Origin of the sequence: Exiguobacterium sp. NPDC077395 (assembly GCF_050269125.1) — a bacterium.
In the GTDB taxonomy this organism is placed as follows: domain Bacteria; phylum Bacillota; class Bacilli; order Exiguobacteriales; family Exiguobacteriaceae; genus Exiguobacterium; species Exiguobacterium aestuarii_A.
The window spans coordinates 20,177-43,852 of the sequence record NZ_JBNNHU010000006.1 but is presented as its reverse complement, the minus strand read 5'-3'; the positions used below and the strand labels follow the sequence as shown (position 1 = coordinate 43,852).

Here is a 23,676-nt window from a genome sequence, read left to right as displayed (position 1 = left end):
CCGTTCCCATGCCGAACACGGAAGTTAAGCGTCTCAGCGCCGAAAGTAGTTGGGGGATCTCCCCCTGTGAGGATAGGACGTTGCCAGGCAACAACGCAGTAGACGATCAAGCATATGCTTGATCGTCTTTTTTTCATAGTCAATAGTTAAGGAGGAATAACAGATGGCTCCTTCTCGGAAAAATCCTTTTACATTTCTAGAGTCTCTAGAACAGCATGTGAGTGAACATCGCGTATCCTTTCACGTCCCTGGGCATCATAATGGTACCGTGACTGATCATACGTTACCGAGCGCATTTGCCAAGGTGATGCCATATGACCTGACAGAACTAGCGCATTTAGATGATTTGCATGACGCTTCTGGGATTATCGATCAAGCAGAAAAAGCATTGGGTGAACTGTATGAAAGTAAAAGTAAGTGGCTCGTCAATGGTTCAACTGTTGGAAATTGGAGCATGCTTGCGGCAACTGTAAAACGTGGTGAGCGAGTATACGTTCAACGAAACTCACATAAGTCGGTCTGGAACGCAATTGAATGGTTAGGGTTAAAACCAATCCTATTAACACCTACAATTGAACGTGGTACAGGAATTCCAACCGTGGTGACATTAGAAACGATTGAACAGGCTGTTCAAGAATTCCCGGGAGGACGAGCCGTCATGTTAACGTCTCCTACGTACTATGGAGACATGGCCGATATTCGTGCGATTTCAAATTATTTGTCTTCACTTGAGATTCCATTACTCGTCGATGAAGCACATGGTGCCCATTTAATTCATCCTAAATTGCTTCAGCGTTCTGCGATTTTTGAGGGAGCGAGTGCAGTTGTACAGTCTGCACATAAAACACTACCTGCATTGACGATGGGAGCTTGGATTCACTATAAAGAAGACATCGATGAAATTCGGTTAAAGCATGCATTATCTTCATTTCAGACATCAAGTCCTTCTTATCTTATTATGGCTTCATTAGACTATGCACGGTCCTATTTAGAAAGTCTAACGGACGAAGCATGGTCTTCTATTCAAAAGAGTCATGCTCATTTTGTACTTGAGCTGAAGCGTGCAGGTTTTACTGTCAAAGTGGGGGACGATTTTACGAAAGTAACGGTCATGACGTATCCGAAAAATGGATTAGTCTTTAGTGAACATCTTGCATCAATCGGAATCGATATTGAATTAGCTGCAGTGGATCATGTGTTATTCTGTTTGCCATTAAGGGAAATAACAAAGCAGGAAATTGAGCATTGGATTAAATTGATTAAAAAGGCAGCTACACATGTCCCGATCATTGATGAGGATGAAACGATTTTTCCTTTCCCTCAAACACAACGTGTATCTGAACTCTATACGTTAGTTGGGAATGAACAAGTGCAACGTTTATCCTTCAAACAAGCAATCGGATTTGTTTCAGCAGAAACGGTGATTCCATATCCACCAGGGATTCCATGGATTCTAAAAGGAGAGCGGATTACTGAGGAAAAAATACGAGTGCTCCTAGAGTGGATTTCTTTAGGGAGGAAGCTTCAAGCAAGTAAGCATGTTATGATAGAGCAAATTGACGTTATTGTAGAGGAGTTTTAAAAAGTGAGCGGAATGTTTATAACGGTTGAAGGACCAGATGGATCAGGTAAGTCTACACAACTTCAACTATTAGTCGAGAGTCTAAAACAAAAAGGATATGACATCGTTGTGACCCGTGAACCTGGAGGAACAACTGTGGGAAATCAAATCCGCGAAGTCTTATTATCCCCGGATCATCATGAGATGACACCACGAGTGGAAATGATGCTTTACGCTGCTTCACGAGCACAGAATGTGGAACAAGTGATTCGTCCGGCATTGGAGCGAGGGGCAATCGTTCTATGTGATCGATTCATCGATGCATCTATTGCTTATCAAGGATACGGTTTACAATATGACCTTGATCAAATCCAATCGCTGAATGAATGGGCAACGAACGGTTTGACACCGGATTTGACTTTCTTGTTTGATTTAAGCCCTGAAAGAGCGAGTGCACGAATGAAAGATCGAGGGCAACTCGATCGGATTGAAAGTCGTGATCAAGCGTTCCATGAGCGTGTTTACGAAGGATTTCAAACGTTACTTAAACAGTACCCAGAACGAATCATCCGAATTGATGCCGATCAATCGATTGAATGTATTCAAGATGAGGTACTCGATTATACAATAGAACGATTACAACAAGGAGGCGTACAACAATGATGAAAATGGTGATTGCAATTGTACATGATAAGGATAGCGCACGTTTGTCTGACGCATTGGTCGAACAAGATTTTCGTGCAACGAAATTAGCTACAACAGGTGGATTTTTAAAAGAGGGGAATACAACGTTTATGATGGGTATTCCACAGGAACGCCTCGATGATTTAATGGATGTGATTCAATCGAACTGTTCGAGTCGTGATCAAATGATTACGCCAATCTCTCCAATGGGAGGACATGCTGATTCGTATATTCCTTACCCAGTCGAAGTACAAGTTGGAGGTGCGACTGTATTCGTCTTGCCGATTGAAGGATTCCATCAGTTTTAATGGGAGTTGGGCATATGCGTTTTCAGGAATTAAATGAGTCGCAAACAGTGGTTGCTCGAATCATTCAAAATTCAATCATTTCGAATAAAGTTGGGCATGCGTACATCTTTTCGGGCGATTATGAACCCTACTTAATTGAAACAGCCACATTGTTTGCGAAAGCCTTGTTTTGTGAATCACCACAGGGAGCAGAACCGTGTGGAGTGTGTCGAAACTGTCGACGCATGGATTCAAAAAACATTGTTGACTATATCGAAGTGGAGCCGGATGGGGCTAGCATCAAAAAAGAACAGATTCAACAATTACTCAGTGACCTATCGTTACGAGGTGCTGAAGGAGATCGCCAAGTGTATGTCATCCATCAAGCTCATAAGATGACGACTCAAGCGGCAAATAGTTTATTGAAGTTCTTTGAAGAACCAGGTGTGGGGAAGCTTGCTATTTTGGTGACGACACAACCACAGTTACTTCTTCCGACGATTCGTTCGCGAGCTCAACAACTTGCTTTTCGCCCGATTGACCGCGCGAAGTTAGCACAAACGATGTCAGAAGAATTGTCATGTACGTACGATATGGCTTACCTTGCTTTGACCGTTTATCCAAAATGGGATGATGCGAAAGAAGCAGTTGAGCAGGAGTGGTTTGTACAGGCGTATGGGCTAGTGGTACAATTAATTGAAGTATTGACGAAACGACCTCAAGAGTTGCTCTTGTTCGCCCAGGAAAAATGGTTAGGACATTTCAAAGGACGAAATGAGTTACGAGTTGGCCTCGAATTATTCGAACATTGGTTAGAGGAGGCACTTCATCTCAAAGTGCGAGATACGTATACTCCAAAGCTATTTAAGAACGAGGCGGCTTTATATCACGCATTTATTCAGAATCGATCTGTCTCTAAACTCACACATGCAATTGAAAGTGTGCATGCGGCAATTCGACGTCTCGAGGCAAACGTCAATCCTCAATTAACTTTCGAACGACTTTCGTTCGATTTGCAGAAAGGATAGAAGCGCGTGCTTGAAGTAGTTGGAGTCCGCTTTAAAGAAGCGGGAAAAATCTATTACTTTTCACCAGGCGATGCAACGCTTAAACGTGGGGAACATGTCATCGTTGAAACGGTACGTGGCATTGAGTATGGCGAAGTCGTCCAAGTCGATAAAAAGCTCGGCGAAGATGAAGTCGTCATGCCGTTGAAGACAATCCTTCGCGTCGCGGACCAAAAGGATGCGGATATCGTACGCGATAATCGACTGGCAGCCGTTGATGCTCACGCCGTCTGTGAAGAAAAAATTCGAGAACATCAATTAGACATGAAGTTAGTCGATGTTGAGTATACATTTGATCGCAATAAAGTGATCTTTTATTTTACTGCCGAGGGTCGCGTCGACTTTCGAGAATTGGTAAAGGACTTGGCTAGCGTGTTTCGGACACGGATCGAACTCCGACAAATCGGTGTTCGTGACGAAGCGAAGCTACTAAGTGGGATTGGACCATGTGGTCGAGTTCTTTGCTGTTCGTCATTTCTTGGGGAGTTTGAACCAGTCTCCATCAAAATGGCCAAAGACCAGAATCTTTCGTTAAATCCGAATAAAATTTCTGGAGTGTGTGGTCGTTTGATGTGCTGTTTAAAATATGAGAATGACACGTACGAAGAATTAAAACGCGATTTACCAGACGTCGGCAAGCGAATCAAAATTCCAGAAGGTGATGGTCGTGTAATCGGTCTCAACATTTTGGACCAACTTATTCAAGTTGAACTCCACGATCGGACGCGTGTCGTCACATATACGATTGATGAACTTGTTGAAGTGGGTGCGATTAAACGAAAACCGTCAAAACAGTGATGGGGTGCTGAGCAGTGGAAAGAATGGACAAAAAAGAAGTGATGATGCGTGTAGATGCGATCGAGCAACAGATGCAACTCTTGACGGAGCACTTAGGCGTATTAAAAGAACAGCTCGCCTATTTGCTTGAAGAGAATCAGCATATGTATCTAGAGAATCATCACTTGCGCGAAAAAGTCGAACAATTGGCAGAAGTTGATACGACAAATGGTGATTCACAAATCGCATTGTCTGGAAAAGGGCAGAACAATTTGGCTGCGCTGTATCAAGAAGGATTCCATATTTGTAACCTCCATTACGGACAGGTACGAAAAGATGGGGATTGTCTCTTCTGTTTGTCGATGCTCAATAAACATTAATACGTGGCGATAGATAGGGATTCCCTATCCGTCGCCTTTCTTTTATAGAAGGAGGAAACAATGGTAACGGTAAAGGATGGAGAGCGCCTCGATGATTTGCTTGGACGCCCTGGCAAGATTATTCAAAGTGACGATGTGTTCTCGTTTTCATTAGATGCGGTACTACTGGCAGAGTTTGTATGGGTACCGATTCAAAAAGGGCAATTGGTCGATTTGTGCGCCGGTACGGGAGCAATTCCACTTTTCTTGTCGTATCGTACAAAAGGAACGATTACAGGTGTAGAGATTCAATCGAAACTCGTTGATATGGCGAATCGAAGCATGGCGGTCAATCGCCTCGAGAATCGCATTCAAGTTGTAGAGGGGGACGTCAAAGCGGCAGCGGCACAACTCGGGCACGCTCGTTATGATGTGGTCACGTGTAATCCCCCGTATTTTCTAGCAAATGAAACGTCATTGCGGAATCAAAACGAACATCATACCATTGCACGCCATGAGGTGTTGTGCACGCTAGAAGATTGTATTAAAACGGCTAGTCAACTCGTCAAACCAGGAGGGAAAGTGGCGTTCGTGCATCGGCCAGAACGCTTACTCGATATCCTGACATTGATGCGTACCTACCGAATTGAACCGAAGCGAATGCAGCTCGTATATCCGAAAGCTGGACGCGAAGCGAATACGTTATTAATCGAGGGATCGAAAGATGGAAAAGCAGGTCTTAAAATTTTACCACCATTTGTTGTATATGAAGAAGACGATACGTATACGGAAGCGATGCGAGCCATTCTCGATGCCTAAACATTATACGTATATCGTGGAATGTCAGGACGGGACGTATTATACAGGCTATACAACGAACGTGGAAAAGCGAATCATTGCACATAATGCCGGGAAAGGGGCGAAGTATACGAAAGCTCGACTTCCCGTAAGACTTCGGTATGTGCAATCGTTCGATACGAAACGGGAGGCCATGCAATACGAATGGTCCATTAAACAATTGACCCGCGCGCAAAAAGAGAAGTTGATGGAGGGGACGACTAATGAATTCACAGAAGAGTTATCAAACTGAACAACCAACGTTGTATGTCGTACCAACGCCAATCGGCAATTTGGAAGATATGACATATCGAGCGGTGCGAACGCTTCAAGAAGTGGATTTAATCGCAGCGGAAGACACTCGCCAAACGATGAAGCTTTGTCGCCACTTTGAAATTCCAACAAAACTGATTAGCTATCATGAACACAACAAAGAAGTAAGTGGACCGAGACTGATTGAGGATCTGTTGGCTGGAAAGTCGGTTGCGGTTGTTTCGGATGCTGGAATGCCTGGTATTTCAGATCCGGGGAGTGATCTCGTACGGTTAGCCATCGAGGCAAACATTCCGGTAGTCGTCTTACCAGGTGCCAATGCAGCACTTACGGCGTTGGTTGCTTCAGGTCTTCCGACAGAACGTTTCCTCTATTACGGTTTTTTACCACGTAAAAAGAAAGATCGCGTCGATGTCCTCGAGTCGATTCAATATGAACAGGGTACGATTATTTTCTATGAAGCCCCTCATCGATTAAAGGAGATGTTAACGGCGATTCGACAAGTGTTTGGTAACCGTCAGCTTGTATTAGGTAGAGAGTTAACCAAAACGTTCGAAGAGTTTTTGAGAGGATCAGTCGATGAAGCGTTACAGTGGTGCGAAGGTGAAGTACGCGGAGAGTTCGTCGTTCTTGTGAGCGGTGCGACAGAAGCGGCACCTACGACAATGTGGTGGGAAGCGCTCTCTGTCTATGAACATGTTGTTCATTATATAGAAGAGGGATTGAAGCCAAACGCGGCCATTAAACAGACCGCAAAAGATCGTGGTGAATCACGAAACGATGTCTATGATGCGTATCATCAACTGCACAAAAAAGAGTAAGCAAGGAAATCCTTGCTTACTCTTCGCTGTAGTAGTTTTCGAGCATGTTCTTCAATTCAACGAGAACACGTTGTGCACCTTCTGGTGACAAGATAAGTTTGCCGTCTGCCAATTTGAAGTTATCGTCTGATACTTCACCTGTAACTTGGCAAGTCATGTTTGGCTTATATTTTTTCAAAACGATTTGATCGTTGTCGACGTAAATCTCGAGAGCATCTTTCTCTGCGATCCCAAGTGTACGGCGCAATTCGATTGGAATAACGACACGACCAAGCTCATCAACCTTACGAACAATACCTGTAGATTTCATTTGTGTTTCCTCCTCCAATGGTGTCGAAATCTCATGGTGACATGAATCGTCAAAATTCGACAATGTGACTACAGCAAAAAGCATACTAAACTTTCCAATTGCAGTCAACTGCTTACTATCTGGAAAAGCAATTTTTCGAAATTTGTCGAATCAAGAGCGATATATACCTAAATTTCCCCGATAGTTTGAACTTGAAACAAAGAAAGGGTATTTTTGGAACATTTATGACGAACTAAACGCAAAATAATTCCAAACAATTAGGTTTGGAAATTCTTTTGTCGAACCGTGTATAATGAGAATTGCATATGTCGAAAGGATGGAGAATAAATCATGGCGAAGCCGACTTTTTATATTACAACCCCAATTTATTATCCGAGTGCAAAATTGCATATCGGACACGCATATACCACGGTAGCAGGTGATGCGGTTGCTCGCTACAAACGTTTAAAAGGATTTGACGTCCGCTATTTGACGGGAACGGATGAGCATGGTCAAAAGATTCAAGAAAAGGCGAAAGAAGCAGGCGTGACGCCACAAGCCTTCGTCGATGAAGTTGTCGAAGAAATCAAAATCCTATGGGACCGTCTTGAGATTTCATACGATGATTACATCCGTACGACAGAAGACCGTCATAAGAAGGTTGTCGAACACGTCTTTGAAACGTTACTTAAAAATGGAGACATTTATCTTGGTGAATACGAAGGATGGTATTCTGTACCAGATGAGACGTATTATACAGAGTCTCAGCTTGTCGATGGAAAAAGTCCTGACAGCGGACATCCGGTCGAGCTCGTGCGCGAAGAGTGCTATTTCTTCCGTCTCAGCAAATATGCGGATCGCTTGATTGAATATTTCGAGTCACATCCTGATTTCATCTTGCCAGAATCTCGTAAGACAGAGATGATCAATAACTTCTTGAAGCCAGGTCTTCAAGATTTAGCGGTATCACGTACGACGTTTGACTGGGGCGTACAAGTCCCATCGAACCCAAAACACGTTGTTTACGTATGGGTCGACGCGCTCACGAACTATATCTCGTCACTCGGGTACGGGACAGACAACGACGAGCTCTTCAATCGCTATTGGCCGGCTGATGTCCATTTAGTCGGAAAGGAAATCGTTCGTTTCCATACGATTATTTGGCCAGCTCTCTTGATGGCGCTTGACCTTCCGTTACCAAAACAAGTGTTTGCGCATGGTTGGTTGCTCATGAAAGACGGGAAGATGTCGAAATCAAAAGGAAACGTGGTGGATCCGATTCCGTTGATTGACCGCTACGGATTGGATTCTGTTCGTTACTACCTTCTTCGTGAAGTACCATTCGGAGCAGACGGTACGTTCACACCGGAAGCGTTCGTCGATCGCTTGAACTTTGATTTAGCGAACGATCTCGGGAACTTATTGAATCGTACGATTGCGATGATTAAAAAGTATTTCGATGGGAATATTCCGGCGTACAACGGAAATGTCACAGCGTTTGATGACGCGTTATTGAGCATGGTGAAAGAAACGACTCGTAAAACAGAAGAAGCTATGGAGCACATGGAGTTTTCGGTCGCCCTCACAAACATCTGGCAGCTCGTCAGCCGTGCGAATAAATATATTGATGAGACACAGCCGTGGGTACTCGTGAAAGATGAATCGAAGCGCGAAGAACTCGCTTCTGTCATGACACACCTCGCGGGCGTACTTCGTCACGTTGCCATCATGATTCAACCGTTCATGACACGTGCACCGAAAGAAATGTTCCGTCAGCTCGGACTCGAAGGGGAAGACATGTCTTGGGAAGCGCTAGAGACGTTTGCCGACTTCAATAACGCTGTTGTAACAGACGGGACACCAATCTTCCCACGTCGTGACGTGAAGGAAGAAGTGGATGCGATCCAAGAAATGATGCGTCAAGCGTCGAAAGCGCGGATTGAGGAAACGGAGACAGCGACAGAAGAAGTCGATGAAGACGTTCGTCCTGAAATCACGATTGATGTCTTTGATCAGGTCGAATTCCGTGTCGGTCAAATCGTGGAAGCCGATAAGATCAAAAAAGCGAAAAAACTGTTGAAACTTCAAGTTGATCTCGGGAAAGAGACGCGTCAAATCGTGTCAGGTATTGCTGAATGGTATGCCCCTGAAGATTTAGTTGGCAAGAAAGTGATCGTTGTCGCAAACTTGAAACCAGTCAAGCTCCGTGGAGAATTATCACAAGGAATGATTTTAGCTGCGGACCGTGACGGCAAGTTAGAACTTGCGACAGTCTCGGATCAAATGCCGAACGGTGCCATCGTCAAATAATGAAATGGGGGAGACCACGGTCTCCCTCTCTTTTTCTAAGGAGGAACCAAGATGTTGATTGATACACACACGCACATTAATGCGGAGCAGTTCAATGAAGATGTGGAGGAGACGATTGAGCGGGCAAGAGAAGCCGGCGTTTCTCCGCTACTCGTCGTCGGATTTGATACGCCGACCATCGACCGAGCCATCGAGCTAGCCGAAACACATGAAGACATCTATGCCATCGTCGGATGGCACCCGGTCGATGCGATCGACTGTACGGATGCAGATTTAGAACGGATCGAGACTCTCATGAGTCACCCAAAAGTGATGGCACTCGGTGAAATCGGTCTCGACTATCATTGGGATAAGTCACCGAAAGATGTACAACAGCGCCTATTCCGTCAACAGATTGCCATCGCGAAACGGACAAATATGCCAATCGTCATCCATAACCGCGAAGCAACGGCAGACGTGCTCGATATTTTGGAAGAAGAACATGCGGAGGAAGTCGGTGGGGTGTTCCATAGTTACAGCATGTCGGTAGAACTTCTCCCTCGTTGCCTAGACTTGAACTTCTATATTTCTTTAGGAGGACCGGTCACGTTTAAAAATGCGAAAGTTCCAAAGTTAGTCGCACAAGAAGTACCGTTAGATCGTCTTCTTGTCGAAACGGACTGCCCATACTTGACGCCGACTCCGTTCCGCGGAAAACGAAACGAACCGGCCTATGTGAAGTACGTTGCGGAAGAAATCGCGTCACTTCGAGACATCTCGTATGAGGAGTTGGCAGAAGCGACGACGGTCAACGCGAAGAAACTGTTCCGCCTCCCATGATCAAGCGTGTATTCGCCAGTATAGGCGTGATTGTGACTGCAGCTGTCGCATACGTCATGTTGCAACCTGAACCGATCAAGGTCATCGATGATGATGTGGTAATTGAACATGAGACACGGGCTGATTCCGTCCTTGAGGTACTCGAGGAATTGAATATCACATTAGACGAAACGGATTATGTTACTCCGGCATTGAGTGAGGACGTTCCAGAAGATCGACTCATTCGAATCGAACGTTCACATGAGGTTTCGCTTCAAATCGGATACGGACAAACAGAAGTCATTCAAACGAGAGAGCGGACCGTAGAAGATGTCTTATTGCGGTACGGGGTGACTGTACGGGACGGAGATACGGTTTATCCGTCTGTACGCACTGCCGTCACGAATGGGATGACAATTCGCTACCAGCCGGTTGTTGCCGTCAATTTAATCGTCGGGCAAGATGCGTCGACCGTCTATACGATGGCAACGGATGTAGCGCAATTACTGAGGGAAGCGAATGTTGACGTGACAGAACGTGACACAGTGCTACCAGACGCATCGACACCGATACGGGATGGCCTGACGATCACGGTCAATACGAATCGTGACGTCGTTCAATACGAGAGTCAATTGATTCCGTACGACATGGTCGAGGAAGAGGATGACACGCTAGAAGAAGGTGTGAAGCAAACCGTGCAGGTCGGAGTTCCTGGACTCGAACGGACAAGGTATGCACTTACTGTGGAAAATGGTACAATTACAAATCGTACGAAAACGGATGTCGAGACGTTACGTAAAGCAATGCCACAGATCATCAAAGTCGGGACGAAAAAGGTCACAGAGCCCGTTACAGAGCCTACGACAGCGGACGAGTCGAGCCCGTTCATCCCGGAAGCTGAAGTCGAGATAGCAGAGCCACCGAAAACGGACGATGTGTTAGATTTCTCATCCGCGAAGCAGTTACTCGTAGAAGCAACAGCTTATACGAACAATCCAGAAGACACGGTGACGTATGACGGACGAGTACTGACAAGAAGCGGTTATGATGTGACGGATACGATTCTCTTCGAGGGTATGCGCATCATTGCCGTCGACCCGGCAATCATTCCTCTCGGTACCCGCGTGTATGTGGAAGGGATTGGCATGGCGATTGCGCTAGATACGGGAAGTGCGATCAAAGGTCAAAAAATCGACATCATGATGGATGAAAAGGAGGAGGCCGTGACGTTTGGTCGCAAGCCGCTTACCATTTGGGTCATTCCAAAGCAGGAAGAAGAGAAAGAAGGAACAGACAATGCGTGAGAAAATACAAGAAATTATCGTCGTAGAAGGGCGTGACGATACGGCGCGGCTTCAGGAAGTGTTTGAGGTCGATACGATTGAAACGAACGGCTCTGCCGTATCCAATCAGACGATTGAACGAATTCGCCGTGCGCAAGAGAAGCGTGGGGTCATCATTTTGACCGATCCGGATTATCCAGGAGACCGTATTCGAGCAATCGTCGAAGAGCGGGTCAAAGGGTGTAAGCATGCCCATCTGCCACGTGCTGAGGCAAAAGGGAAACGTGGGAAAATCGGGGTGGAACATGCGACCCCGGAGTCGCTTCGTCGAGTCTTACGCGCCGTATTTGAACCACGTGTTGAAACGAACCAGCCGATTGTCACGCGAAAAATGGTGTTGGACGCGGATTTAATCGGTGGAGAAGCGGCAGCGAAACGTCGAAAGCGACTCGGTGTATTGCTTCGAATCGGTGAGCCGAATGCGAAACAATTCGTGAAACGAGTCGAGGCGCTCGGCGTCACAGTCGAAGAGTGGGAGCAAGCACTTGCTCAATTAGAGGAGGAACAGGGTTGAAAGATATTGCAACAATCCAACGAACGAAAGCCATTTTAGAGCGACATGGTTTTTCATTTAAAAAATCGCTCGGTCAAAACTTTTTAATCGATTTAAATATTTTAAGTAAGATTGTCGGTGCGGCGGAACTCAGTGAATCGAGTGGTGTCCTCGAAATCGGACCCGGGATCGGTTCTTTGACTGAACAATCGGCCAAGCGCGCCAAGAAAGTTGTAGCACTTGAGATCGATCAGCGTCTCTTACCGATTCTGGAGGATACGATGTCTCCGTATCCTCACGTGAAAGTTATCCATGGAGATGCTTTAGAATTAAATTTACGTGAGATTGTAGAGCAAGAATTTTTGAAAGAAGGCATTGAAGACATCTCGGTTGTTGCCAACTTACCATACTATGTCACCACACCGATTATCATGCGATTGCTTGAAAGTGGTGTGAAATTCCGCTCGCTCGTGATGATGATTCAAAAAGAAGTGGCAGAACGGATTGGGGCAAAACCTGGGACGAAGGCGTACGGTTCGCTATCGATTGCGATTCAGTATTATGCAGAGGCCGAAGTCAGTTTTGTCGTTCCAAAGAACGTGTTTATTCCGGCGCCGAACGTCGATTCGGCAGTCATTACACTCCGTATGCGCAAAGAGCCGGCGGTGCAGGTGAAAGACGAAGCCTTTTTCTTTGATATCGCACGCGCAAGCTTCGCACAACGCCGTAAAACCATTCTGAACAACTTAACAAACTATATTGGAAAAGAACACAAAGTCGAACTTGAACGCGCGCTTCATGAGGCAGGAATCGATCCGAAACGTCGGGGAGAGACGTTAAGCCTAGAAGAATTCGCACGATTGTCTGACACAATTTTACCACTTAAAAATAGTTGACGACCTTAAAACGAGTCGTTATAATATTAAACTTTATTTTCATATTCAATTATGCTATACTTGTAACAGTGAGGTGAAGCGTATGCCAAAGACGTTACAAGAAATCAGACAGAAGCTCGAATCGCATGTTGGTGAACGATTGACGTTGAAAGCAAACGGCGGTCGTAAGAAAGTCGTTACTCGGTTTGGAACGCTCGTTGAGACATATCCTGCGGTGTTCGTTGTGAAATTGGATGAAGACCTGCATAATGTGGAACGTGTCTCGTATAGCTACGCTGATGTCCTAACGGATACAGTTAAAATTGAATTCGGCAATTGATTTATAAATGAGGGGCGGATGCATTGGCAGCTGCTTCTTTTTTTGTGCGCCTGTTTACGGTACAATGTCGAACAGGAGACAAATGGGAAGGGTGAACGTGATGCGCACGATCAGTGTGAAAGCGCCGGCAAAAATTAATTTGACGCTCGATGTCCTCGGAAAGCGTCCGGACGGCTATCATGAAGTAGAAATGGTAATGACGACAGTCGATTTAGCAGACCGCTTAGAGTTGACGATTTTAGATTCGAATGAGATTCGGATTCAATCAGAGCACGCCTACGTGCCAAATGATCATCGAAACTTGGCATATCGTGCAGCAGAGTTGTTGCGGGAGCGTTTTAATATTCAACAAGGTGTGGAGATTGTACTCGATAAACAAATTCCAGTGGCAGCTGGGCTTGCTGGTGGCTCGAGTGATGCAGCGGCGACGCTTCGTGGGATGAACGAGTTATTCTCGTTAAACCTGTCATTAGAAGAGCTAGCAGAGCTCGGTGCGGAGATCGGGTCTGACGTTTCATTTTGTGTCATCGGTGGGACAGCCATTGCCCGAGGTCGTGGTGAACAGTTAGAAATGATTCCGGCACCGCCGCCATGCTACGTCGTACTCGGAAAGCCCAAGCTAGGAGTATCGACTGCAGATGTGTATCGCGCCGTGCGTATGGATGAAGTTCATCATCCGAACACAGGTGCGATGGTGGAAGCGATTCGTCAAAAAGATTTTCATGGGATTTGCGAAAATCTTGGAAACTCACTCGAGAGTGTGACGCTCAAGCTTCATCCGGAAGTGAAACAAATCAAAGAAACGATGCGGCATTGTGGGGCAGAAGGTGTGCTCATGAGCGGTAGTGGACCGACTGTGTTTGCACTCATTGAGCATGAGCAAAAGGCGCATCGCATCTACAACGGTCTAAAAGGATTTTGCCCAGAAGTGTTCGTCGTTCGGATTCTCGGCAAAAGACATTGAACAAAAACGAATGAAAGTGATATATTCTCAATAGAACATTCGTTTATTATTGAAGATGTGAAGGAGAATCCGTATGAAAATTCGTAGAAGTGGTCGTCTCGTCGATATGACCCGTTATTTGCTTGACCATCCGCATCAGCTTGTCTCGTTGTCGATGTTTTCAAGTCGCTATAAAGCCGCAAAGTCGTCAATCAGTGAAGATCTTGTCATCGTGAGTGAGATGTTATCTCATGATGGGATCGGAAAGCTTGTGACCGTTCCTGGTGCAGCGGGTGGTGTGATGTTTATCCCAGGCTGGAGTAAGGAAAAATCGCTTGAGATGATTGATACGCTCTGTGAGCAATTATCAAAACCGGAGCGTCTCTTACCAGGGGGTTATCTCTACCTTACAGATGTACTAGGTAATCCGAGTCAGGTGAAACCGATGGGACAAGTCTTTGCGTCTGTATTCGCCGATCGTAAAGTCGACGTGGTCATGACGATTGCGACGAAAGGAATCCCCCTTGCTTATGCTGTCGCAGAACAATTAGGTGTACCATTCGTCATCGTCCGTTCAGATAGTCGTGTAACGGAAGGATCGACAGTCAGTATCAATTATGTATCAGGTTCTTCGAAGGCGATTCGCACAATGGCGCTCGCACGTCGTAGCCTGCCGCGTGGCGCGAATGTGCTCTTGATCGATGACTTCATGAAAGCAGGGGGAACGATTCGGGGGATGATGAGTCTCTTGAACGAATTCGAGGCGAACCTGGCAGGTGTCGGTGTGTTGATGGAAGCAGAAGGCGCCGAGAAGAAGATGGTCAGCGAATACGTCAGCTTGATGAAATTGACGAACGTCGACCCGGATGAAGGGCTTGTCACCATTTCACGGGGGAATGTGGAACAGTTCCTAAAATGATTGGCAAAATTTTGATTTCGATTTATGATTAGAGGGTATAGAGTTATCAATATCGAGTCATGACGTTCGTTCGAAACCAACTGAACCTTATAGAAGACCACACCATGGCATAGACAACGATGAAAAAGGGGATGCGAAACATGCAGATCACAGACGTAAAAATTCGCAAAGTCGCGACAGAAGGCAGAATGAAAGCGTTGGCCTCAATCACACTTGACCATGAATTCGTTGTACATGACCTTCGAATCATCGAAGGAAGTAGCGGTCTATTTGTCGCCATGCCGAGCAAACGGACACCAGAAGGTATTTTTCGGGACATCGCGCATCCGATTAACGGGGAGATGCGACAAAAAGTTGAAGCAGCTGTATTGGAAACCTATTCCAATATGGAAGTGGAGGTGCTGGACCCTCAGCACGTGTCGTACGGCACGAATGAATGACAGCAAACAGCGGTTAGGTTACCTACCGCTGTTTTTTTGCGTTTCATTGGTTAAGGAACGGTACAACTATTGAAACGAAGGCATGGTTTCGATATAGTAGAAACGGTGTAAATAGGATTTAGTTGCAGAAAAGCCGAACTATACAGACCAATCACAGCTGTTGTGAGATAGGAGCGAATGAAGAATGGAGCGTTTTGCAGTCATTTTGGCAGCAGGAAAAGGGACGCGAATGAAGTCGAAGCTTTATAAAGTACTTCATCCGGTTCTAGGAAAACCGATGGTCGAGCACGTTGTCGACCAGTTAGACCAAATCGGTGTCAGTCGTCAAATCGTGATCGTTGGCCATGGGGCGGAAGCGGTACAAGATACGCTCGGCACACGAGTGGAATATGCGGTCCAAGAAGAACAACTTGGAACAGGGCATGCTGTTCAAATGGCGGAAGCAGAGCTTGCGGGTAAAGCAGGGGCGACACTTGTCGTCTGCGGAGATACACCGTTACTAACGGCAGAAACGTTGGAAGCCCTTCTCGCTCATCACGAAGCGCAACAAGCGAAAGTTACTGTGTTGACTGCGATTGCAGATGATGCGACAGGATACGGTCGTGTTGTTCGTGGTGAAGATGGGAACGTGACGAAAGTCGTTGAGCATAAAGATGCTTCTGAGACAGAACTTGCCATCAATGAAATCAATACGGGAACGTACGTGTTCGATAACGAGTTATTGTTCGACGCGCTCAAACAAGTCGGAAACAATAACGCGCAAGGCGAATACTACTTGCCTGACGTCATCTCGATTGCAAAAGAAGCTGGCGAAGTCGTCGCAGCACATACAGCGCCAACGTTTGATGAGACAATCGGGGTCAATGACCGCGTTGCCTTGTCACAGGCGGAAGCAATCATGCGCAAACGCACGAACGAACGTCTCATGCGTGAAGGCGTCACGTTCATGGACCCGGCATCGACGTATATTTCTCCAGATGTGGTGATTGGTTCGGATACAATCATCTATCCGGGTACGGTCATCCTTGGGAAGACGACAATTGGTTCGGAATGTGTCATCGGACCGAACTCAGATATCCGCAACAGTGTGATTGAAGATCATGCAGTCGTACGTCAGTCTGTCGTGACAGATAGCAAAATCGGTGAAGCGGCTCAGGTCGGACCGTTCGCTCACTTGCGCCAACAAGCTGTACTTGGTGCGAACACACGCGTCGGAAACTTCGTCGAGATTAAAAAATCGTCGTTTGGTGACGGTGCGAAAGCTTCGCACTTGAGCTACATCGGGGATGCGTCAATTGGCGAACGTGTCAACTTAGGTTGTGGATCAATCACGGTCAACTATGACGGCAAAAACAAGTTCGAGACAGTGGTAGAAGACGATGCGTTCGTCGGCTGTAACGTCAACTTGATTGCCCCGGTAAAAGTCGGAAAAGGTGCGATTGTCGCAGCCGGTTCGACAATTACAAATGACGTACCGGAAGAGGCGCTCGCGATTGCGCGTGAACGCCAAACAAATAAAGAAGGTTACACAAAACGATAACTTGCTGCCAATCACTATGGAAAACGATGGAGGAGAATCCTAAACATGTCTACTGTATACGAACGAGAAATTCGTCTATTTAGCTTAAACTCGAACCGCCCGCTTGCTGAAGAAATCGCGAAAGAAATTGGTGTCCCGCTCAGTGATTGCCAAGTCAAACGTTTCAGCGACGGTGAACTCTATATCAACATCGAGGAAAGTGTTCGTGGAGATGATGTGTATGTCATCCAATCAACAAGCTCACCTGTAAACGAAACGCTCATGGAATTGCTCGTCATGATTGATGCACTCAAACGTGCTTCTGTCCGTACGATCAACATCGTGATGCCGTATTACGGGTATGCACGTCAAGACCGTAAAGCGCGTTCGCGTGAGCCGATCACGGCGAAACTTGTCGCTGACCTTCTGACGGTAGCAGGTGCGACACGCGTCATCACAATGGACTTGCATGCAGCGCAAATCCAAGGATTCTTCAATATTCCGGTTGATCAATTACTCGGTGTGCCGCTCATCTCGACGTACTTTGAAACAGAAGAGTTTCAAGCGAAGGATATCGTGGTTGTCTCTCCAGACCACGGTGGCGTGACACGTGCGCGTAAATTGGCAGAACGTTTGAAAGCTCCGATTGCCATCATTGATAAGCGTCGTCCGAAAGCAAATGTCGCTGAAGTGATGAACATCGTCGGAAGCGTTGAAGGGAAAACAGCAATTTTGATTGATGATATCATCGATACAGCGGGAACGATCACGCTTGCAGCGGATGCAATCGTCCAAGCTGGCGCGAAAGAAGTATATGCGTCTTGTACGCACCCAGTCCTTTCTGGTCCAGCGATGGAGCGTATCGACAACTCATCAATCAAAGAATTGGTTGTTTTAAATACAATCGATTTGACGGGTCGTCCATGCTCGAGCAAAATCAGACAGATGTCGGTTGCCCATTTGCTTGGGGAAGCGATCATGCGTGTCCACGAGCACAAATCGGTCAGTACCCTATTCGATTAAAAAACGAGGCCCGGAGGCATTCGCCTTTGGGCTTTTTTGTTCAGGAGGAAATGATATGAAATGCATCGTCGGTCTTGGAAACCCTGGGAAAAAGTTTGAGATGACCCGACATAACATCGGTTTTTTGGCAATTGATCGCCTCGCTGAAAAGCATGGGATCTCGCTGAATGAAGCGAAGTTTAACGCCCTCATGGGAACGGGAAGAATCAATGGTGAGCGCGTTGTACTTGTTAAACCCCTTACGTATATGAACTTATCGGGTGAAGCCGTCCGTCCAATTTTAGATTATTATAAGATTGAGATTGACGATTTACTTGTCATCTATGACGATTTGGATATGGTGCCAGGAAAACTGCGCTTCCGTCCAAAAGGGAGTGCAGGTGGTCACAACGGAATCAAATCGCTCATTCAACACTTAGGAACTGCAGAATTCAAGCGATTGAAACTTGGGATTGGACGTCCGCCTCACCCGATCAAAGTCGTCGACTGGGTGTTGATGAACTATCGGAAAGAGGACTTGCCGGAGTTGAACGAAACACTCGACAACGCCGTAACCGCAGCCACTGATTTCATAGATACAGATTGGCTAGCGCTGATGAATCGATACAACTAAAGGGTCATAGCACCCTTTTTTGTCGTATGAGTTGGAGGAAAACAAATGAATGCTTTAGAGAGATTTATGGTGGCGCTCCCGGAGACGAACGTGATTCGTGAGCGGCTACAAAAAGTAGACCGTCAATTGGTGACGGGACTGACAACAAGCGCGAAAGCTCTCGTCCTCGCAGGACTTGTGAAATCGTCATCGAGACGTCTCGTCGTCGTGACGCATAACATGTATCAAGCACAAAAAATGTTCGATCAACTCGAATCACTCATCGGACCGGACAAAACATTGCTTTATCCGATTGATGAGACGCTGGCCGCTGAATTGTCGCTGACGTCTAGTCCTGAGCTGTTGGCCGCTCGAATCGATGCCCGTACTCGTCTCCTTGACCAAACAGGAGGCGTCGTTGTCGTGCCCCTCGGTGGATTACGACGCTATATGCCGAGCCCAGAAGCGTGGCAACATAGTCGTGTCATGCTAAAGCCGGGAAGTGATCTCGAGTTGGCAGACTTTGCGAAGCAATTGACGGACATGGGATATGAACGGACAGCTACTGTGACGACGCCAGGCGAGTTTTCCGTACGAGGCAGTATCTTGGACGTCTACCCGCTCACGGAAGCGCGTCCGTATCGGATTGATTTATTTGATACCGAGATTGATTCCATTTTCACGTTCGATGCCGAGACGCAACGTTCGCTCGGTGTGGTAGGGGAAGTGTGTATTACGCCCGCCACCGAGTTCATCGCTACTGACGATCAGTTGAAACAAGCCGGTCGTTCACTCCGAAAACAATATGACCGGACCGTCGAATTGATTGAGAACGAAGTGATTCGTCAAGCGCTTGAGGAAGGAGTCGTAACCGACATCGAGCGCTTAGAGCGTGGTGATTTCCCGGATAAAGTTGGAAAATATTCGCCACTCCTTTATACGTCCACGCTCTTAGACTACGTAGGCAAAGACGCTGTACTTATTTTAGATGAAGTGGCACGAATCGATGATGCCGCGGACGTACAGGAGCGTGAAGAGGCGGAATGGTTCTCTTCACTCATCGAAAAAGGGGAAGCCGTCAGCAATTACACGCTTGCTGTCCCGATGCACAAAGTGTTTCGTGACTTGAAACAAGTGGCATTCTCGCTACTTCCATCTCGTCGTTCTGGGATTCCGGAAACCGCGACGGTACATTTGAGCTGTCGTCCACTCCCGGCATTTCATGGGCAGATGCACCTGTTAAAGCAAGAAGTAGAACGCTGGCAACAAGGGGATCAACGCATTGTCGTGCTTGCGGGAGACAAGTCACGCGCGGACAAGATTGAAGCGCTCCTTTCGGACTACGGCATTCATTCGACGTTCACGAATATCGATGGAGAATTAGAACCGAGACGCGTATCCGTCATTATCGGTCAAATCGAAGGTGGATTCGAATTGTCGACGAGTCGTCTCGTCGTCGTATCAGAAGAGGATTTGTTTAAGCGTGTGACGAAGCGCAAGCGTCAGACGAAGAACTTAACGAACGCAGAACGGATTAAGAGCTATCAAGAGTTGAAGCCGAACGACTATGTCGTCCATGTGCATCATGGGATTGGGAAGTACTTAGGCATTAAAACCATCGAGGTCGGAGGGATTCATCAGGACTATCTCCATCTCGTGTATGCCGGTGATGATGCGCTCTATGTGCCGGTCGATCAAATTGATCTCGTTCAAAAATATGTCGGAGCCGAAGGAAAAGAACCGAAGATTTATAAACTCGGGGGCACCGAGTGGAAGAAAGTGAAATCGAAAGTTGCCAAGTCGGTTGAAGATATCGCCGATGAACTCATTAAATTGTATGCGGCACGAGAAGCATCGGTCGGATTTGCGTTTCCACCGGATGATGAGGAGATGGGACAATTTGAATCCTCCTTCCCTTATGCGGAGACAGAGGACCAGGTCCGCTCGATTGCTGAGATTAAAGCAGACATGGAACGTTCACGTCCGATGGATCGTCTTTTATGTGGTGATGTCGGCTACGGCAAAACAGAAGTGGCAATCCGAGCAGCATTCAAGGCGGTGCTCGCCGGAAAACAAGTCGCATTTCTCGTCCCGACGACCGTCCTCGCCCAACAACATTATGAAACGATGCTCGAGCGATTCAGTGAATTCCCGATTAACGTTTCTGTCATGAGTCGTTTCCGCTCAAAGAGTGAGATGGCTGCGACGAAGAAGGGCTTGAAGGAAGGGACAATTGATATCGTCGTCGGGACACACCGAGTGTTGTCAAAAGACGTGACGTTCGCGAACCTCGGTCTCGTCATCATCGATGAAGAGCAACGGTTCGGCGTCAAGCATAAAGAGCGTCTGAAACAGTTGAAGACGAACATCGACGTACTCACGTTGACGGCTACACCGATTCCGCGAACGCTTCATATGTCGATGATTGGAATCCGCGACTTGTCTGTCCTCGAAACACCACCAGAGAACCGCTACCCGGTTCAGACGTATGTTATGGAATATGACGGCATCGTCTTACGTGAAGCGTTAGAGCGTGAACTTGCTCGTGGAGGACAGGCGTTCTTCCTCTACAACCGTGTCGAGGGCATCGAGCGGAAAGCGGAAGAGATTCGAGCCCTATTGCCTGAAGCGCGTATTGCGACGGCACACGGTCGCATGACCGAGAGCGAACTCGAAAGCCAGTTGATCAGTTTCCTTGAAGGAGAAGCGGATATTTTAGTCTCGACGACGATTATCGAGACGGGAATCGACATTCCAAACGTCAATACACTCATTGTCCATGATGCTGACAAAATGGGACTTTCCCAACTGTATCAACTTCGTGGTCGAGTCGGACGTTCGAATCGAATTGCGTATGCTTACTTCACGTATCGAAAAGATAAGCGCTTGACCGAAGTAGCAGAAAGTCGTCTTCAAGCCATTAAAGAATTCACAGAACTCGGAAGCGGCTTTAAAATCGCGATGCGTGACTTGTCGATTCGAGGTGCTGGTAACTTGCTAGGTGCACAACAATCTGGATTCATCGATTCAGTCGGTTTCGACCTCTATTCTCAAATGCTCTCCGAAGCAATCGAGGAACGGAAAGACCGGATGCGTGGACAGGCGAAACAAGTCGTCTTCAAGCCGGAAATCGCCTTCCAAGCGGATGCTTACATCCCGGACGACTATTTGTCGGATAGTGAGCTGAAGATTGAGATGTATAAGCGTTTCAAATACGTCGATACACCAAACGCATTGTTCGCCTTACAAGACGAATTGATTGAGCGATTTGGGGAATTCCCAGAACCAGTCGCCCTTCTCATTCAGCTGACACGTCTACGGATTTACGGAGAACTGGCGAAAGTGAGCCGAATCAAACAAACGCCTGGACGGATTGAAATTGTCTTATCGAAAGATTCGACGACAGCCCTCGATGTACCATTCTTTATGGAATGGACGATGCCACTCGGTCGTAAACTAGGAATCGGTCAAGAAGACGGAGCCTTGAAATTGTCACTCAGTGGTCGAATGCCACTCACAGAGCTCTTGAATGATGCCGATACTGTATTAGAAGAACTGACGAAGCGGTTGGTGGGCGATGCGGTCGCCAAGTAAGTTTGCACAAGGTGTCGTTCTGTTCGCCCTTGCCGGTTATGTCTCTAAACTGATCAGCTTCGCGTATCGCGTCCCATATCAAAATTTGGCGGGTGATTTTGGACTCTATGCTTATCAAACCGTCTATCCGTTCGCTGCGATTGTCGCATCGCTCGGAATTTATGCGATGCCGGTCGTCATTGCGAAAATAGGTGTCGGCGCGAAGGGATCGAACCAGAAGTTAGAAGTGTTATGGGGCAGTTTTTATGCGTTACTTCTGCTTTCTATCACGCTTGTTGTCACGATGTGGATCTTCGCACCGACACTCGCAATGTGGCTCGGGGATGAACAGTTGGCCCCGGCGCTTCGCGTAATCAGTTTGAGTTACTTACTCATGCCGGCGTCCGCCGTGTTACGTGGTGCCTTTCAATCAAGGGATGATTTACGGCCGAGCGCGTGGTCGCAAGTGTTAGAAAATTTTGTACGCGTGACGGTCATGCTGTCGCTCTTATGGATTGGCGTACGTCTTGGAAAAGATGCATACACGCTCAGTCAATATGCGTATGGCGCGACGCTTGTCGGTGGGGTTGCGGCGATAGCCTTTTTAATCTATCAGGCGCGCGGCTTACGAATCGTAAAAGTGCGACGTGTCACGTTTCAACATGGATTGCGCCTATTGTTGACGACAGGGCTCGCGGTCGGATTTGCCTCGCTCGGAATCTTATGGATGCAACTCGTCGACTCCTTTACAATCGTCAATTTAATGGGGGGGACGTACGAGGCGAAAGTGAGCAAAGGCGTGTTCGACCGGGGATACCCACTTGTCCAATTTGCGATCCTGTTCGCAACGACCATCGGTATGGCCAACGTCCCAACACTCGTCCGACACTATCGAGCGGGACATCTGCAAAAAACGACGCAAGGGCTCCGTTCGATGATTCGGGTGACAACAGCCATTGCGGGTGCGGCGACCGTCGGATTGATGGGGGTGATGTTTTTCTTAAACGTTGCCTTGTTTGAAGATGGCTCAGGCACGCGGGCGCTCGTGTTATTGGCGACGAGTACGTTTGCGGCATCGCTAGCGATTGCAAGCATGACTTGCCTTCAAGCAATCGACCGTGAATGGATTGCGGCTCGCAGTATGATTGTCGCGATTTTGGCAAAAGGTGTCGTAAACGTCGGGCTTGTCCCCATCTATGGGATTGAAGGGGCGGCCATCGGTACCTCATTCGGCTTTTTGGCGATGGCGTTCTATAACTTTCGGGCGCTCGACCGTTCGATTCCGCTCGGGTCATTTCGGTCGAAGCATTACAAATCGCTATCGAAAGCGCTGGTGCCCATGTTATTCCTTGTTGCCGTGTTAAACTGGATGGGTCAGATGTGGGTCGATTCGCGAATCGCAGCCTTCGGATGGTTAATCGGGATGGTATGTAGCGGAGCCGTCCTTTATATATGGAGATTATGGAGCACGCGAATGCTATCACTTGCGGAATGGGAGTTCATCCCGTTTGGTGGTCGCCTCCTCGATGTGCTCGAAAAAAAGGAGAACTAGT

General features: G+C 47.1%; 24 protein-coding genes and 1 rRNA gene. 24 read left to right on the top strand and 1 reads right to left on the bottom strand.

The genetic code is table 11. The features are described 5' to 3' along the window. The 10 genes from rrf to rsmI all read left to right on the top strand — a co-directional run. Positions 1 to 89: ribosomal RNA gene (gene rrf, locus ACQKD4_RS14530) — 5S ribosomal RNA — on the top strand; the annotation flags it as partial. A gap of 74 nt (positions 90 to 163) precedes the next feature. Then, positions 164 to 1,582, top strand: a complete 1,419-nt coding sequence (locus tag ACQKD4_RS14525) for an aminotransferase class I/II-fold pyridoxal phosphate-dependent enzyme (protein ID WP_427373825.1) — start codon at positions 164 to 166, stop codon at positions 1,580 to 1,582. A 3-nt stretch (positions 1,583 to 1,585) separates the two neighbouring features. Then, positions 1,586 to 2,224, top strand: coding sequence for a dTMP kinase (tmk, locus tag ACQKD4_RS14520; RefSeq protein WP_214761660.1), 639 nt, complete (start codon positions 1,586 to 1,588; stop codon positions 2,222 to 2,224). Beyond that, positions 2,224 to 2,553: a cyclic-di-AMP receptor gene (locus ACQKD4_RS14515; protein WP_031421800.1), complete on the top strand. Its 330-nt coding sequence runs from the start codon at positions 2,224 to 2,226 to the stop codon at positions 2,551 to 2,553. Before tmk ends, ACQKD4_RS14515 begins: the two co-directional genes overlap by 1 nt. A 14-nt stretch (positions 2,554 to 2,567) precedes the next feature. Beyond that, complete coding sequence (locus tag ACQKD4_RS14510) at positions 2,568 to 3,560, top strand: DNA polymerase III subunit delta' (protein WP_427373824.1); 993 nt, start codon at positions 2,568 to 2,570, stop codon at positions 3,558 to 3,560. Positions 3,561 to 3,566: 6 nt separating this feature from the next. Continuing rightward, on the top strand, positions 3,567 to 4,397 hold the full coding sequence (locus ACQKD4_RS14505; RefSeq protein ID WP_074036570.1) for a PSP1 domain-containing protein: 831 nt from the start codon (positions 3,567 to 3,569) through the stop codon (positions 4,395 to 4,397). Positions 4,398 to 4,420: 23 nt separating this feature from the next. Further along, complete coding sequence (yabA, locus tag ACQKD4_RS14500) at positions 4,421 to 4,756, top strand: DNA replication initiation control protein YabA (protein ID WP_012727746.1); 336 nt, start codon at positions 4,421 to 4,423, stop codon at positions 4,754 to 4,756. 60 nt (positions 4,757 to 4,816) lie between these two features. Further along, positions 4,817 to 5,554, top strand: a complete 738-nt coding sequence (locus ACQKD4_RS14495) for a tRNA1(Val) (adenine(37)-N6)-methyltransferase (protein ID WP_214697164.1) — start codon at positions 4,817 to 4,819, stop codon at positions 5,552 to 5,554. Then, complete coding sequence (locus ACQKD4_RS14490; protein WP_074036574.1) at positions 5,547 to 5,825, top strand: GIY-YIG nuclease family protein; 279 nt, start codon at positions 5,547 to 5,549, stop codon at positions 5,823 to 5,825. The genes ACQKD4_RS14495 and ACQKD4_RS14490 overlap by 8 nt, the downstream gene beginning before the upstream one ends. Further along, complete coding sequence (gene rsmI / locus ACQKD4_RS14485) at positions 5,797 to 6,666, top strand: 16S rRNA (cytidine(1402)-2'-O)-methyltransferase (protein WP_427373823.1); 870 nt, start codon at positions 5,797 to 5,799, stop codon at positions 6,664 to 6,666. Before ACQKD4_RS14490 ends, rsmI begins: the two co-directional genes overlap by 29 nt. A 16-nt stretch (positions 6,667 to 6,682) precedes the next feature. Here rsmI and ACQKD4_RS14480 read toward each other — a convergent pair whose 3' ends face one another. Next, positions 6,683 to 6,976 (bottom strand): AbrB/MazE/SpoVT family DNA-binding domain-containing protein, encoded by a 294-nt coding sequence (locus ACQKD4_RS14480; RefSeq protein WP_012727742.1) that lies wholly within the window; start codon positions 6,974 to 6,976, stop codon positions 6,683 to 6,685. A 330-nt stretch (positions 6,977 to 7,306) separates the two neighbouring features. Here ACQKD4_RS14480 and metG point away from each other — a divergent pair, with 330 nt between their 5' ends. The 14 genes from metG (at position 7,307) to ACQKD4_RS14410 (ending at position 23,675) form a co-directional block, all read left to right on the top strand. Continuing rightward, positions 7,307 to 9,265: a methionine--tRNA ligase gene (gene metG, locus ACQKD4_RS14475; RefSeq protein ID WP_427373822.1), complete on the top strand. Its 1,959-nt coding sequence runs from the start codon at positions 7,307 to 7,309 to the stop codon at positions 9,263 to 9,265. Positions 9,266 to 9,316: 51 nt separating this feature from the next. Then, complete coding sequence (locus tag ACQKD4_RS14470; RefSeq protein ID WP_274664919.1) at positions 9,317 to 10,084, top strand: TatD family hydrolase; 768 nt, start codon at positions 9,317 to 9,319, stop codon at positions 10,082 to 10,084. Next, entirely contained in the window at positions 10,081 to 11,367 is a 1,287-nt protein-coding gene (locus tag ACQKD4_RS14465; RefSeq protein ID WP_427373821.1) for a ubiquitin-like domain-containing protein, read from the top strand. The genes ACQKD4_RS14470 and ACQKD4_RS14465 overlap by 4 nt, the downstream gene beginning before the upstream one ends. Next, positions 11,360 to 11,920: a ribonuclease M5 gene (gene rnmV, locus ACQKD4_RS14460; protein WP_427373820.1), complete on the top strand. Its 561-nt coding sequence runs from the start codon at positions 11,360 to 11,362 to the stop codon at positions 11,918 to 11,920. The genes ACQKD4_RS14465 and rnmV overlap by 8 nt, the downstream gene beginning before the upstream one ends. Next, a complete protein-coding gene (rsmA, locus tag ACQKD4_RS14455) occupies positions 11,917 to 12,795 on the top strand; it encodes a 16S rRNA (adenine(1518)-N(6)/adenine(1519)-N(6))-dimethyltransferase RsmA (RefSeq protein ID WP_214761670.1) in 879 nt (292 codons plus the stop codon). Before rnmV ends, rsmA begins: the two co-directional genes overlap by 4 nt. Positions 12,796 to 12,877: 82 nt before the next feature. Beyond that, positions 12,878 to 13,114, top strand: a complete 237-nt coding sequence (locus ACQKD4_RS14450) for a Veg family protein (RefSeq protein WP_012727736.1) — start codon at positions 12,878 to 12,880, stop codon at positions 13,112 to 13,114. A gap of 100 nt (positions 13,115 to 13,214) precedes the next feature. Further along, positions 13,215 to 14,078: a 4-(cytidine 5'-diphospho)-2-C-methyl-D-erythritol kinase gene (gene ispE / locus ACQKD4_RS14445; RefSeq protein ID WP_427373827.1), complete on the top strand. Its 864-nt coding sequence runs from the start codon at positions 13,215 to 13,217 to the stop codon at positions 14,076 to 14,078. 73 nt (positions 14,079 to 14,151) lie between these two features. Then, a complete protein-coding gene (gene purR, locus ACQKD4_RS14440; RefSeq protein ID WP_012727734.1) occupies positions 14,152 to 14,976 on the top strand; it encodes a pur operon repressor in 825 nt (274 codons plus the stop codon). Between the two features lie 140 nt (positions 14,977 to 15,116). Further along, the gene (gene spoVG, locus ACQKD4_RS14435) at positions 15,117 to 15,416 is read left to right on the top strand and encodes a septation regulator SpoVG (RefSeq protein ID WP_074036597.1); all 300 of its coding nucleotides are present in this window, start codon (positions 15,117 to 15,119) and stop codon (positions 15,414 to 15,416) included. Positions 15,417 to 15,600: 184 nt separating this feature from the next. Continuing rightward, complete coding sequence (gene glmU / locus ACQKD4_RS14430) at positions 15,601 to 16,956, top strand: bifunctional UDP-N-acetylglucosamine diphosphorylase/glucosamine-1-phosphate N-acetyltransferase GlmU (protein WP_214761674.1); 1,356 nt, start codon at positions 15,601 to 15,603, stop codon at positions 16,954 to 16,956. A 45-nt stretch (positions 16,957 to 17,001) separates the two neighbouring features. Continuing rightward, positions 17,002 to 17,958 (top strand): ribose-phosphate diphosphokinase, encoded by a 957-nt coding sequence (locus ACQKD4_RS14425; RefSeq protein WP_214697188.1) that lies wholly within the window; start codon positions 17,002 to 17,004, stop codon positions 17,956 to 17,958. 55 nt (positions 17,959 to 18,013) lie between these two features. Then, the gene (gene pth, locus ACQKD4_RS14420; protein ID WP_214749835.1) at positions 18,014 to 18,571 is read left to right on the top strand and encodes an aminoacyl-tRNA hydrolase; all 558 of its coding nucleotides are present in this window, start codon (positions 18,014 to 18,016) and stop codon (positions 18,569 to 18,571) included. 45 nt (positions 18,572 to 18,616) lie between these two features. Then, positions 18,617 to 22,144 carry a transcription-repair coupling factor gene (gene mfd / locus ACQKD4_RS14415; RefSeq protein WP_427373819.1) on the top strand — a complete coding sequence of 1,176 codons (3,528 nt, stop codon included), beginning with the start codon at positions 18,617 to 18,619 and terminating at the stop codon, positions 22,142 to 22,144. Beyond that, positions 22,128 to 23,675: a polysaccharide biosynthesis protein gene (locus ACQKD4_RS14410; protein ID WP_427373818.1), complete on the top strand. Its 1,548-nt coding sequence runs from the start codon at positions 22,128 to 22,130 to the stop codon at positions 23,673 to 23,675. Before mfd ends, ACQKD4_RS14410 begins: the two co-directional genes overlap by 17 nt. Position 23,676 lies beyond the last annotated feature (1 nt).